Here is a 12,599-nt window from a genome sequence, read left to right on the forward strand (position 1 = left end):
AAGCGATCATGGGCAACAGGCGGGTCATCAGAACAGCGCCATCTTCACCGACACGCGCAGGCTGCGGCCATAGCGCTCGTACTGTGCGTTGCGGCTGCTGCGGCCCTGCAGCACCTCGTAGGCCTGGTTCGTGAGGTTCAGGCCCTCGACGACCAGGGCCGTGTCCTTGGCCAGGTTGAAGCGCGCCGACACATCCCACTGCGTCTGCGGCGCCACGTACAGGTCGGCGTCGGCAGCGCGCGCATCGCCCACCTCGAGCAGGTAGCGCGACTTGTGATTGGCCGCCAGGCGCAGGCCCAGGCCGGGCGTTTCCCAGCCCAGCATCAGGTTCAGCACGCGCGACGACTGGCTGGGCAGCGGGATGCTGCGCTCCACGCGGCTGCCATCGTCCATGGCCGCGATACGCGCCTTCGAGTGGCTGAGCGTGGCATTGGCCGCGGTGACCAGGGCGTTCCACGGCCCCGGCAGCTCGCGCCAACTGCGCGACCAGGCCAGCTCCAGCCCGCTGACCCGTGCGCTGCGGCCATTGGCATAGGTGATGGCCTCGCTGAAATCGGCCCAGTCGCCGCTGCCGGCCACATCGGTCTGGTAGACGAAGTTGCGGATCTGCTTGTGGAAGGCGTAGGCCGACACCGCACCGGCATAGCCCAGCTGGCGCTCGAGGCCCAGATCGAGGTTGCGCGCGCGCAGCGGCTGGAGCAGCGGGTTGCCGAACTCGGCCTCGTCGCCATCCACCAGGCGTGCCGGCGAGAGCTGCTCGAAGGTGGGGCGCACCACGCTGTTCGTCCAGGCCGCACGCAGGCTGGTGGCGCGATCAAGGTCGTGGCGCAGGTGCAGGCCGGGCAGCCAGTGGCTGTGGCGGCTGTCCACGCGGGTGGGCGTGAACTCGCCATCCACCAGGGCCCAGCCTTCGGTGCGCAGGCGGGTGCGCTCCATGCGCAGGCCGGCCAGCAGGTGGGTGGCGCCGAGATCCAGCTTGCCCTGCAGGTAGCCGGCGTCGATGCGCTCGCGCAGCGTCATCGTGGCCAGGCGCGACTCTTCGTCGTCGATGAAGTCATCGAGGTTCACGCGGCCCAGCATGGCCAGGATGGGGGCCGAGGCGATGGCCGGCCCGAACTCGCCCAGGCCGTAGGCGGCCTGCCCCAGGTTCAGCGCGCTGAGGCTGCGCTGGGCATCGCTGAGCGCCAGCGGCGCCTCGTCCAGGTCTTCGAGCTTCCAGGTGGTCTGCTCGTTCGTCTTGCGGCGGTGGCTGGTCTTGGCGCCGAACTTCAGCTCGGCCTCGTGGCCGGCCAGCGCAAAGCCGCGCGAGAAATCCAGCCGCGCATGGCGCTCGCGGTCGATGGCCAGCGAGCGCTCGGCCTCGATCTCGGTGAGCAGGTAGCTGGCCGCGCGGTGGATCGCTGCCGGCGCCACCAGGCTCGGCGCGCGGGCGTTGGTGAAGCCCACGCCCGAGAACACATCGTCGGCCTCGAACACCGCCGCGGCAATGCGCTGCGGCAGCTTTTCGCGCGCCTGGCTCTGGCCCAGCTCGCCCTGCACACGCCAGTCGCTGGCGGCAGCGCCCAGGCGCCAGTCGCCACCGAGTGAGAACGCGCGGATGGTCTGGGTCTCGAGCCGGTCTTTCAGCTCGCGCACCGATTCGGCCTCGCCAGTGGCGCCGGCCGCCTGGGCCTCGTCAAAAGCGATGGCATGCGCCTGGCGCTGCTCCAGATCACTGAAGCGGCTGTAGGTGGCGCGTGCAAACCACTGCTGCAGCGCCGTGGGGCGGTACTCGAGGTTGGCGGCCAGGCCGCTGCGCTTGCGCGTGATGCGGTAGGCGCGGCGCTCGAACTCCGCCAGCGCATCGCCGTCCCAGGCGCCGCCGGTTTCCACGTTGTCGGAGCCGAAGGCGCGCTCCTCGTGGCTCAGGCCCAGGGCCAGGCCCAGGCGGCCACCGTCAAAGCGCTCGCTCCAGGCCAGCGCGGCATTCGGCCGGGTGCGGCCGGTCAGGCTGTCGCGGCTGGCACCCAGCTCGGCGCTGAGAAAACGCCCCGGCTGGTCAAAGGCCGAGAGCGTCTGCACATCGATGGTGCCGCCCAGCGAGTTGGCGTCCATGTCGGGCGTGAGGGTCTTGTGCACCACCAGCGCGCGCACCAGCGACGAGGGCAGCACATCCAGCGCCACCGCCCGGCGGCCGGCCTCGGGCGCCGGCACCAGCGCGCCGTTCAGCGTCACCGCGTTCAGGTCGGGGCCCAGGCCGCGCACACGCACATAGCGGCCCTCGCCCTGGTCGCGTTCGATCGAGACACCGGGCACACGCTGCAGCGCCTCGGCGGCGTTCTTGTCGGGCAGGCGGCCAATGCCATCGGCGCGCACCACGCTGATCACGCTGTCGGCCGCGGCCTGCTCGCGCAGTGCACGGTCGGTGGCCTCGGCCTGGCCGGTGATGACCACGGCCTGCACCGCCGCCGGCGGCGTGGCCTGGGCCCAGGCCATGTCACCGGCCGCGGCGCAGGCCAGCAGCGCGGCGGCGGCCACGTGGCGAAGCGGGCGAGCCGTGCGAACCGCGCGAACCGGGCGTACCGGTCGAACCGGGTGGGAGGGGTGTGCAGGGTGTGCCGGGCGCCGGCTGCTGCGGGCCGGGGTGAAGCTTTGATGGGCGGGGTACGGCATGGGCTTGGGCGCGCTGGGCGTGTGGCAGGTTGGGCGTTCAATGAACGTGACGGGGCGCACGGTAGGCAGGCCGCATGAAGCTTGCGTGACAGGCCGGCGCGCCGCGGCGCGTTGGCAGCCGGCCCGACACCACGCTGAGCCCCTTGCACCCGGTCGGGCCCCGGCCCGTCACGCGGCCGCTCACCCGGCCCCTCCCCCGGCGTTCCTCCCGGCAAGGCCCAGGCCCGCCGCACGGCAGCGCGGCGCGGCGTGAGCTCTTTGAACCCCCCCGCCCCGCGCTGCGGCAACAGCGGCACAACTGTCATGCATGCGCCCTAAGCTGGTCATCCAGACGTCACACCCGCCGCACCCATGTTCCAGCACCTTGCCTCGTCCGCCACCCGCCGCAGCGGCCTGCCGCACTGGCGTGCCCACCAGTGGCTGGCGTTGGGCCTGCTGGCCGGCTGGCTGCTGCTGGCGCTGCTGTTTGCGCAACAGGGCCTGCCCAAGCCGCTGGCCGCCTGGCATGCGCTGGACATCGCCGGCGAGGGCTGCCTGGCCCTGCTGGCCGGCGCCTGGGCCCTGGTGGTGCTGGACAGCCGCCCCGCCGGCCGCGTGACCCGCTGGCTGGGGGCCGGGCTGGCGCTGCTGTCGCTGTCGGCCGGGGCCGACCTGATGGACGAGTTTTTCACCCTGCCCGCGCAGGCCGTGCTGCTGCGCTGGCTCGAATCAGGGCTCACGCCGCCCGGCCTGCTGGCGCTGAGCGTGGGCCTGGTGCTGTGGCGGCAGGAGCAGCAGGTCATCGGCCTGCAGCTGGCCGGGCGCGAAGGCGGGCTGCGCGACCACCGCAGCTTTGACCAGCTGACCCGGCTGGCCGATGCCGGGCACTTGCGCCGCGTGCTCGAGCAGGCGCTCGACACGCCCGCCAGCGGCAGTCTGGTGATGCTGGAGCTGGCCAGCCGCAGTGCGGCAGAGCGACTGCACGGCCGCCGCGCCGGCCAGCAGCTGATGCGTGCCGTGGTGCAGATGGTGTTGCTGAACCTGCGCCCCGACGACCTGCTGTGCCGCTACGGTGGCGACCGCCTGGTGCTGTGGCTGCCCGGCACCCCGCTGGCCGAGGCACACCAGCGTGCCAGCGCCCTGCAGCGCATGGCCGAGGCCCTGCACACCTACGCGGCCCGGCATGGCCCGGCCCTGGGCGCGCAGCTGCGCGTGGCGCTGCAGCCTCTGGATGGCGAGGCACTGGCCCAGGCCGCCGCCGGCCGGCCGGCGCCCGGCCCGGCCGCTGCGGCGGCGGCCAGCGTCCAGGTGCGTGCGCAGGCGCCGCTCAGTGCGCTGTGCCGCCTGCTCGACGAGGCCGGCGGTCCGGGTGAAGCCAGCGCAGCCGCCACCGCCGGCTGCGCGGCCGCGCGCTGACCGGCGGCGCGCCTGTCTGTTGCGCCCGGCCACGCCATGTTCACTGGCAGCACCCGCCCCGCCTGGTACGACGCCGGCACGCCGCTGATCCCCTCACTGCACCAGCCGGCGCTGGTGGCCGAGCACATGGCCGCCCACCTGGATGACCACCTGGATGAGCACCTGGATGACCCGCGCGCCTGGCAGGCCGGCGGGGGCATGCCGGCGTGCCGCACGCCGCCCGATGCGGCACTGGCCGCCTGGCTGGCCGGCAGCGGGCTGGCGCCCGAGCTCTTCGGCCCGCGCCCCGGCCTGCTGAGCCCGGCCCAATGGCTGGCACTGCTGGCCCGCGCCGAGCGCAGCCTGGCTGCGCCCGACACCGCGTTCGAGCTGGGGCGCATGCTGCTGCCCGGCCACCATGGTGCGGCCAGCCAGGCCCTGGCCCAGGCCGCGCACCTGGGCGAGGCCCTGCACCTGCTGCAGCAGCATGCCGCACGCCTGAGCCCGCTGCTCACGCCACGCCTTGTGCTGGCCGGGCCCGAGGCCGTGCTGCTGTGGACCGACGCCGTGGGCCTGGGTGCCCAGCGTGGCTTCGTGGTCGATCTGATGATGGCCGCGGTGGTCGGCATGGCCCAGTGGCTGGGCGGCGAGCGCCTGCCCTGGCGCCTGTGCTTCAACCGCGTGGCTCCGCGCCGCATCGAGCAGCACCAGGCCTACCTGGGCAGCGCGCTGCGCTTTGGCTGCCATGTCGACGCCATGATCCTGCCGCGCGAGCTGCTGCAACGCCGCTGGCCGGCCGCCGGGCAGGTGGGCGCAGCGGCCCGCCGCGCCGCGCGCCACGCGGCCGACGCCGAAACCGCGGCCCTGCCGCGCAGCCTGCTGGCGCTGCTGCACGAGCACCTGCACCAGCAGCTGTGGCCACGCGGGCCCGCCAGCGCCCATGGCAACCCAATGGATGAGATGAGCGGCTTGCCGGGTGACGGCCTCAACCCGGCGCCGGCCGTTCCGGCCCCGCTGCCCGCACCCGGCCAGCCCTGCACCCTGGAGCATGCGGCCGCCGCGCTGGGCACCAGCCCGGCCACGCTGAAGCGGCGGCTGGCCGCCGAGGGCACGCACTTCCAGGCCGAGCTGGACCAGGTGCGCAGCCACCTGGCGCTGTACCTCTACCGCTACCGAGGCGCCGACAACGCCCAGGTGGCGCAGGCCCTGGGCTTTGCCGACGTGCCCAACTTCCGCCGCTCGTTCAAGCGCTGGACCGGGCTCACGCCGCAAAGCCTGCGCACCGGCCTGATCAGCCCCGGCCCGGCGCCCTGGCCTGCGGCAGCAGGCTGAGCCGGGCGTGGGGCGCGGCGCCCCAGGGCCAGGCTGCCGGCCGAATCCCCACACCCAGGCCCGGTGCCGGGCCGCCCATCACCACCACATCACGGCGGTCTCGCCCATGTCGCTGGCGTGATACAGCCGGATGCGCAGCACATAGGTGCGGCCCTTGTGCAGGCGCTGGCGGATCAGCGCATTGCGCTCTTCGCCACTGTCGTCGTCGGCGGTGAGGTACAGGTCCTCGGTGGCGGTGCGCTCGAACAGCGCGGCCACCACGTCGGCATCGCCAAAGGTCTGCATCCGGTAGTAGCGGCTGCTCTTGGGCTTGAGCAGCATGTTGATCTGGCCGCCAGCCGGCACATCGAAGCGCCGGGCCGTCAGCATCGGCAGCTCGGGCTCGGCAGCGGCGGTCAGGGGCGGGTAGAAGCTGCGGATCCATTCGCGGTCGCGCGCCGACAGGCCACCGGCCGGTTGCAGCGGCTGCACCTGGTAGATCGGTGGTGACTCGATCAGGCCGGCCTCGAACGGGTAGTGCATGACCGAATCCTTGTCCCAGTTCGAGCCCTGCACGGTGTCGGCGTTGATCTTGCGGATGATGTTGTGAAACGTCACCTCGCGCGGCCACTCGTTGGGTGGCTGGGCCAGCGCTGCATACACCGCCTCTTCGTTCCAGACGATGCCGGCCTTGGGGTTCTGGTGCTCGTGCGGCAGGCCCATGCTGTGGCCGATCTCGTGCGCGGCGGTCTCCCAGTCGAAGTTGCCTGCGGTCGGGTCGAGGTTCATGGTGGCGGCGTCGATGCCCTGGTCCAGCACATCGCGCCCGATGTACGACCAGTGGCCATCGTTGCGCTGGAAGGCAATGCGCAGCTGCGCATCGGCACGCTTGGGCACTTCCTCGAACTTCAGGCCGATGCCCAGATCGACCCAGGCCTTCAGGCCGTCACGGAACACTTTCTTCTGCGCCTCGGTGCCCGCCAGATGCGCCAGGCCCGGCCGGTTCTCGAAGAAGGCGTAGCGCAGGGTGCTGCCGTTGACCCACTTGCGGTCGTTGACGATGATGGCCCGCATGCGATTGGCCGCCACGCCGGGCTTGAACGTGCGCGGCGCAGCCTCGCGCATGCTGCAATAGTGCCGCAGGCGCAGCGGGCCACCATCGGCGCGCCCGATCGTGGCCCGGCCCGTTGCTGCTGTCTTTCTGCTTGCCATGGTTCGCCTCCTGGGCATTGCCCGCCCGGGTGGGGTTCAGTGGTGGCGCAAGGCGCCGGTGGTGGCCCCGGGTGCTGCGCAGTCTGCGGCCACCACCCACGCGGCCACATCCGCACGGCTGAGGACGGGCACCGACAATGCCATGCACCAGCTGCTTGAATTTGAGCGCGTCAACACCACGTTAGGCCCCATGCGTACGCCGCCGCGATCTCGTGAACCCACGGTTGCCAACATCGCCTTCGTGGCGCTCCTGGTGTTTGCGGCCATGTTCTTTGTGGTCGGTGTGATCCTCGTGCCCGAGGTCATGCGAGGCGCCGAGATCGCCAGACACCTGGCGGCGGGCTCCGGGCAGGTGGATGGCGCGATCGTCGGGCTTCAGCACTACGTCAGTCGACAGCGATGCGAAACGGCCGCCACCGTTCTCTACAGGGTGGATGGCAGGTCGTATGAGGTGGTGGCCCATGGCTGCGGCAGGCAGCATGGACGCACCTTGAAGCTGGGCGACCAGGCCCGCGTCACCTTTGCCCTGGCCGATCCCAGGTTCGCCAACGCCGTGGCCCCGGGCGTTTCGTCCATCGCACCGGCCTGGCCCACGCTCCCATTGCTGTGGGCGCTGGCCGCGGCCTGCGGCTGGGGTGCGTTGCGGCTGTTCCGCCGCGGGCACTGGCCGATCGGGCATGTGCCGCAGCGCCGATCGTGACGGCCCGAGCGGCCGCGCCAGCCGCCCAGCCGATGCCCCCGACCTCCGGCGTGCCGCCGTGCCGGCGCCGCGCCGCGCGTGGCCCTCAACCTGGCCGTCGCCATGCCCTTGAACCGTCATCGCCCCAGGCCTGCTGAAGCGGCCACCCGCACCGCGCCCGCGGCATCGCTGCCGCGCCACTTCGTGCGGTCGCGCATGGTGGAGGCGGTCAGGCGGCGCCTGCAGGCCCGGTCGTATCCGCGCACGCAGATGGGGTTGATCGTGCTGCTCACCGGTGGCTTCGGCCTGCTGGCCTCGTTCGCCTTGCTGCAGTTCGGGCTGGGCAGCATGGCGCTGCGTTACCCGCTGGCGCTGGCCTGTGCCTACCTGGTCTTTCTGGGCCTGATCGGCCTGTGGCTGCGCAGCCAGGCCGAGCACTGGCTAGACATCGTGCAACTGCCGGACTGGCCGGCGGCGGGGCCCAGGCAGGCCGGCGCGCCGGCCCGGCCGGGGTTCGAGCCTGGCGGAGGCGGTGATTTCGGCGGCGCTGGTGCCAGCGCATCGTTCGACGCGCCGGCGGGCCCAGGCGCCGAAGCGCTGGCCCTGCCCGGCAGCGATACCGAGGTGCTGCTGCCCCTGCGCCCGGTGGGCAAGGCCGCCAGCGCCCTGGCCGAGGCCGACGACCTGGCGTTGCCACTGGCGGTGCTGGGCGTCGTGGCCGGACTGGCGCTGGCGTCGCTGTACGTGGTGTACATCGCCCCGGTGCTGCTGGCCGAGGTGCTGGTGGATGGCGCGCTGTCGTACGCGCTGCTGCGCTACCTGCGCGGACACGACCCGCAGCACTGGCTGGCCAGCACCTGCCGGCGCACGGCGCTGCCCTTTTTCATCACCGCGGTGGTGCTGTCGGCCAGCGGCGCGGCGATGTCGGCCTATGCGCCGGGCGCCCGGTCGGTCGGGCAGGTGATCAGCCAGGCCTGGCCGGCAGGCGCCTCGAGGTGATGGGGGGCCGGCATGCGTGCAGCAGGGGCACCGCGCCGATCAGGCCTTCTTCGGCACCGGGGTGCGCTGGTTGCGCTGGGTGCGCTGGGGCCCGCAACCGGCCTGCAGCCAGCGCCCGCGCAGCTCGAGCTTTTGCAGCAGCGCGCGCTTGCCGCCCACACGCACCACGGTGCCGGCCAGGGTTTGCGGTGTCTTGGCGCTGAAGCGGGCATGCACCTGGCTGCCGTCGTCGCAGTGCAGCACGATGGCCCAGGCCTGGCGGCTCACCCGGGCCGGGCCGGTGGGTCGGCAGGGGTCGTCCTCGATCGCGTCGGGGCCGTGCACCAGGTGCAGCAGGTTGCGCTCGGGCAGGCAGTGGCTTTCCACCACCGTGCGGCGCGGCTGGCTGACCTGGGTGGTGATCTCCCATTGGCCGGTCTGGATCTCCAGGGCTTCGGCGCGCGCCGCGGGCGGCACCAGCGCCTGCAGTGCCAGCCATGCGAGCGCCACGGTCCACAACGCGTTCATTTTTCTGGTGTCGGTTGGCGAGAAAGCGCGCGCATTGTCACCGCGCCGGCATGGCACGGCGGCATCGGCCGCCGCAGATTGATCGCCACGTGCGTGCCATTCGCCTGTGGCTTGGGCGCTATGTCACAGCGTAAGCGCCCGCCTGGTCTGGCCCGCCACGGCGGTGCGGGCCGCTGAGTGCGTGGCCTGCCCACGCGGTGGCGTGCGCAGCGCCGGCCTTGCCCGAGGCGCGGCAAGCACGGCCGCCCTGCGATCATTGCGCCATGCGCATCCAGCTCTTCGTCTACGGCACCTTGAAAGAGGGTTTTCCCAACAGCCACCTCAATGCCGGCCGCCGGGTGCCCGGGCGGTTCATCACGCGCCAAGCCTTTCCGATGTATGTGGTGCGCCTGCCGGCCGAAGACCGCGCGCCCTGGCTGGTGAACCTGCCCGGCCACGGCCACCAGGTGCACGGTGAGGTGTACGAGGTGGACGCCGCCGACCTGCCGGTGCTTGACCAGCTGGAGGAAGTGGGCCTGCCCACCGGCTATGTGCGCGTGGCCATTGCGCTGGAGGCCCTGCATGAACCCGGGCTGTGCGTGCAGGCCCAGGCCTACCTGAAGCCAGCGGACCACCTGCGCCACTGCCTGGCCCGAGAGGGCCCGTATGCCGAATACACCGCGCAGCATGCGGTGGGCTACTACCTGCATCAGCGCTGACGGCCGGGCGCGGGCCCGACGTATGCTGGCCGCCTGACAAGGAGACGCCGATGACCCGACCCGCCCCGCGCCTGCCTCACGCCGTGCTGCTGCGCCTGGCCGCGCTGGTGCCGGGCCTGGTGGCAGGTCTGCTGGTCACCGGGCCCGGCGCCCAGGCTCAAGCACTGGCTGAACCCGGCTTCGCGCTGGACGGCAGCAAGCGCGTGCTGGCCGTCATGGCCGACGGTGCGCGCATCGAGCTGGGCGCGGTGCGCTTCACGCCCACGGGCGATGGCCGCACGGCCCGGGTCGACCTGACGCTGCACACCGAGCGCTTCACCGACCACTTCTTGTCGATGCGCGAGTTCAAGTGCCTGCCCGGCGGCACCGAGCTCAGCTGCCATGTGCCCTACCCCTATGCCAACCCCGGCACGGTGGCGCCGGGCCAGCTGGCCTGGCTGGAGCACCGGCTGATGTTCTTCTACAAGAAGCCGGCCGACTTCGGCGCCAAGCTGTGGAACGGCGTGTATTACCAGCTGCGCGAAACACCCACCGGCCTGGTGGGCACGCCGCAGGCCATCGACCTGAACCACATTGCCGCGCCCCCGGCCCGGCTGGACGAACCGCCGTACCGCCCGGCGCTGCGCGAGCCCATGCCGGCGGACGCGCGCTGGCTGCGGCAGATCCTCATCGAATGAAGGCGCTGCGTGCATGGTTCGGCCGCGTCATGCTGCTGGCGCGTGGCCTGCCGAAGGGCGCTTCAGCGCCTCCGCTGCCTTACGAGTGGTTCAGCGACGACGAGGCCGCGTGCTACCACCGCGCCGTTCTGGGCGCCGAGGCGTTGGCCGTGGACGAAGCCACCGCGCGCGATCTGCACTTGGCCGACTATGTACGCCAGCTGGCCAGTGACCGCAGCATCTTTGCCCGGCAGTACCTGCTGCATCGCCTGCTGGCCGGGGCCGGTGGCACGGCGGGCGCCGCGGAGGCCGAGGCCGAACGGCAGGCCACGCGCGAGCGCGTGCAGTTGCTGCAGGCTTCAGCCCGCGCCGCGGCGGCGGTGCAGGGCGCTGTGGCCGGGCTGCGCACCGTGCCGGCCGAGGTGGCGAGTTTCGTCTTCGGCCAGGATGGCGTGGTGTTGCCGCCGGCGTTTGCGCGCATCCGCTCCTTCGAGGCCCTGGTGCTGGCGCTGGGGCTGGCCGTGCTGGTGTGGCCGGGCGCGTGGACGGCTACCCTGCTGGCCGCCTGCCTGGTGTTCGGGCTGGGCTTTCAAATGCGCTGGTACCGTGTGCTGCAGCAGTGGACACGCCAGCGCGACGGTGTGCTGGCCATGCTGCGTGCCGCCCGGGTGCTGGCCGCCGCCCACGAGGCCCTGCCCCCACCGCTGCGCCCGGGTGTGCTGGCCACGCCGGCATGCATCGACCGCTTGCTGGCCACGCTGCGTCCCGGGCCGCTGGCTCGGGTGCCGGCACTGGCCGAATACCTGAACCTGCTGCTGCTGCACGAATACGCCAGTGCCGCGCGCGACGGTTTGGCCATGGCGCGCGAGCGCGTGGCGCTGGGCGCGGTGTTCGAGGCCGTGGCCCGCAGCGAAGCCGAGCTGGCATTGGCCACCATGGCCACGGCCTGCACGGGCGGCGGCACGGCCTGGTGCTGGGCCACTCCCGCGCCGCCCGGGCAACTGGCGGTGCAGGGCCTGCAACACCCACTGCTGGCCCGGCCCATCGGGGTGGATGTGGCCGTGGCGCCGGGCCGTGGCCTGTTCATCAGCGGCCGCAACGGCGAGGGCAAGAGCACGCTGATGCGCGCGCTGGGCCTGGCCGTGCTGACCGCCCGCGCCTTCGGCCATGCCCATGCGCAGCGGGCCAGCCTGCCGCGTGTCATGGTGTGCACCAGCATCCAGGTGCACGACGACATCGGCCAGGGCCGCAGCCTGTACCTGGCCGAGCTGGCGCGCGCGGCCGCGCTGTGCCGGGTGGCGGCGCAGCGGCAAGCGGTGCTGTTCATCGCAGACGAACTGTTTCGCGGCACCAACTATGTGGAATCGGTGGCGGCCTGTGCCGCCACGGTGCGCGCGCTGGCCCAGGGCGGCATGGTGGTGGTGGCCTCGCACAACGTGGTGCTGGCCACGCTGCTGGCGCCCTGGCTCGACGCGCTGCGGCTGCAGCGCTCACCGGGCGCGCCGCCGGCCCTGCAACTGGTGCCGGGCGTGCTGGTCGACACCAATGGCGTGGCCGTGCTGCGCAGCGAAGGCTTCGATGCCGAACTCGTGGCGCGGGCCGAACGCATCCAGGCCTGGTATGCCGCCTACGTGACCCACCCCACGCAGTTGCCCGGCGACCTGATGGCTTGATGGCTTGATCGCCCGGTGGCCGCGTGCGGGGGCGCCGGGGCGCCGGGGCGCCGGGGCGCTGCGGATTACACCGTGCGCCCGCCATCCACCGGAAATTCCACCCCGGTGATGAACTCGGCATCGTCGCTGGCCAGAAACACCGCCGCCTTGGCAATGTCCAGCGGTGTGCTCAGCCGGCCCAGCGGAATGGTGGCCAGGAACTTGGCGCGGTTATCGGGCGTGTCGGGCATGCCCATGAAGGCTTCGAGCAGGCCGGTCACGCCCATCACCGGGCAGATGGCATTGACGCGGATGTTGTCGGGGCCCAGCTCCACGGCCAGGCTCTTGCTCATCAGGTTGACTGCGCCCTTGGAGCTGTTGTACCAGGTGAGGCCCGGGCGCGGCCGCATGCCGGCGGTGGAGCCCACGTTCAGGATCACGCCGCTCTTTTGCTGGCGCATCAGCGGAACCACGGCGTGCACCATGTGGAAGATGCTCTTCACGTTGATGGCGTACACCTTGTCGAAGGTGTCTTCGTCGACATTGAGCAGCGGCTGGTTCTTGTGCGTCCAGCCGGCGTTGTTGACCACCACGTCGATGCGGCCACCAAAGGCCTCGGCGGTGGCCTTGACCAGGGCGTCGATGTCGGCGCGCCGGGTCACGTCGCAGGTCACGGCAATGGCGTTGGGGCCGAGTTCGGCGGCCACCGTCTTGGCGCCTTCGCCGTTGATGTCGGCCACGGCCACCTTGCCGCCTTCGCGCACGTACTGGCGCGCGATCTCGGCGCCGAAGCCGCTGGCTGCGCCGGTGACGATGGCCACCTTGTTCTTGAGTCTCATGATGTCGCTCCTGTCGGATC

General features: G+C 72.1%; 11 protein-coding genes. 7 read left to right on the forward strand and 4 right to left on the reverse strand.

All coding sequences use genetic code 11. The features are described from left to right. Positions 1 to 27: 27 nt before the first annotated feature. Positions 28 to 2,517: a TonB-dependent receptor gene (locus N4G63_RS23775; protein ID WP_260790101.1), complete on the reverse strand. Its 2,490-nt coding sequence runs from the start codon at positions 2,515 to 2,517 to the stop codon at positions 28 to 30. A 486-nt stretch (positions 2,518 to 3,003) separates the two neighbouring features. On the opposite strand from N4G63_RS23775, the gene N4G63_RS23780 reads away from it, so the two are divergent. Continuing rightward, on the forward strand, positions 3,004 to 4,047 hold the full coding sequence (locus N4G63_RS23780; protein ID WP_260790102.1) for a GGDEF domain-containing protein: 1,044 nt from the start codon (positions 3,004 to 3,006) through the stop codon (positions 4,045 to 4,047). A 36-nt stretch (positions 4,048 to 4,083) separates the two neighbouring features. Beyond that, positions 4,084 to 5,358 carry an AraC family transcriptional regulator gene (locus N4G63_RS23785; protein WP_260790103.1) on the forward strand — a complete coding sequence of 425 codons (1,275 nt, stop codon included), beginning with the start codon at positions 4,084 to 4,086 and terminating at the stop codon, positions 5,356 to 5,358. Between the two features lie 78 nt (positions 5,359 to 5,436). Here the strand turns inward: N4G63_RS23785 and N4G63_RS23790 are convergent, their stop codons facing one another. After that, complete coding sequence (locus N4G63_RS23790; RefSeq protein WP_260790104.1) at positions 5,437 to 6,549, reverse strand: M12 family metallopeptidase; 1,113 nt, start codon at positions 6,547 to 6,549, stop codon at positions 5,437 to 5,439. A gap of 142 nt (positions 6,550 to 6,691) precedes the next feature. Between N4G63_RS23790 and N4G63_RS23795 the strand changes: the two genes are divergently transcribed. Together N4G63_RS23795 and N4G63_RS23800 are read left to right on the forward strand one after the other, a co-directional pair. Then, complete coding sequence (locus tag N4G63_RS23795) at positions 6,692 to 7,249, forward strand: hypothetical protein (protein ID WP_260790105.1); 558 nt, start codon at positions 6,692 to 6,694, stop codon at positions 7,247 to 7,249. A gap of 102 nt (positions 7,250 to 7,351) precedes the next feature. Then, complete coding sequence (locus tag N4G63_RS23800; RefSeq protein WP_314600400.1) at positions 7,352 to 8,227, forward strand: hypothetical protein; 876 nt, start codon at positions 7,352 to 7,354, stop codon at positions 8,225 to 8,227. A gap of 39 nt (positions 8,228 to 8,266) precedes the next feature. Here the strand turns inward: N4G63_RS23800 and N4G63_RS23805 are convergent, their stop codons facing one another. After that, complete coding sequence (locus N4G63_RS23805) at positions 8,267 to 8,734, reverse strand: hypothetical protein (RefSeq protein WP_260790107.1); 468 nt, start codon at positions 8,732 to 8,734, stop codon at positions 8,267 to 8,269. A gap of 263 nt (positions 8,735 to 8,997) precedes the next feature. Here N4G63_RS23805 and N4G63_RS23810 point away from each other — a divergent pair, with 263 nt between their 5' ends. The 3 genes from N4G63_RS23810 to N4G63_RS23820 are packed head-to-tail and all read left to right on the forward strand — an operon-like array spanning position 8,998 to position 11,761. Beyond that, positions 8,998 to 9,432: a gamma-glutamylcyclotransferase family protein gene (locus tag N4G63_RS23810; protein ID WP_260790108.1), complete on the forward strand. Its 435-nt coding sequence runs from the start codon at positions 8,998 to 9,000 to the stop codon at positions 9,430 to 9,432. 50 nt (positions 9,433 to 9,482) lie between these two features. Continuing rightward, complete coding sequence (locus N4G63_RS23815) at positions 9,483 to 10,109, forward strand: hypothetical protein (RefSeq protein WP_260790109.1); 627 nt, start codon at positions 9,483 to 9,485, stop codon at positions 10,107 to 10,109. Then, on the forward strand, positions 10,106 to 11,761 hold the full coding sequence (locus N4G63_RS23820; RefSeq protein ID WP_260790110.1) for a MutS-related protein: 1,656 nt from the start codon (positions 10,106 to 10,108) through the stop codon (positions 11,759 to 11,761). Before N4G63_RS23815 ends, N4G63_RS23820 begins: the two co-directional genes overlap by 4 nt. A gap of 65 nt (positions 11,762 to 11,826) precedes the next feature. Here N4G63_RS23820 and N4G63_RS23825 read toward each other — a convergent pair whose 3' ends face one another. Then, positions 11,827 to 12,579 carry an SDR family oxidoreductase gene (locus N4G63_RS23825; RefSeq protein WP_260790111.1) on the reverse strand — a complete coding sequence of 251 codons (753 nt, stop codon included), beginning with the start codon at positions 12,577 to 12,579 and terminating at the stop codon, positions 11,827 to 11,829. Positions 12,580 to 12,599: the final 20 nt, after the last annotated feature.

The sequence above is a fragment of the Aquabacterium sp. OR-4 genome (genome assembly GCF_025290835.2).
Classification (GTDB): domain Bacteria; phylum Pseudomonadota; class Gammaproteobacteria; order Burkholderiales; family Burkholderiaceae_C; genus Pseudaquabacterium.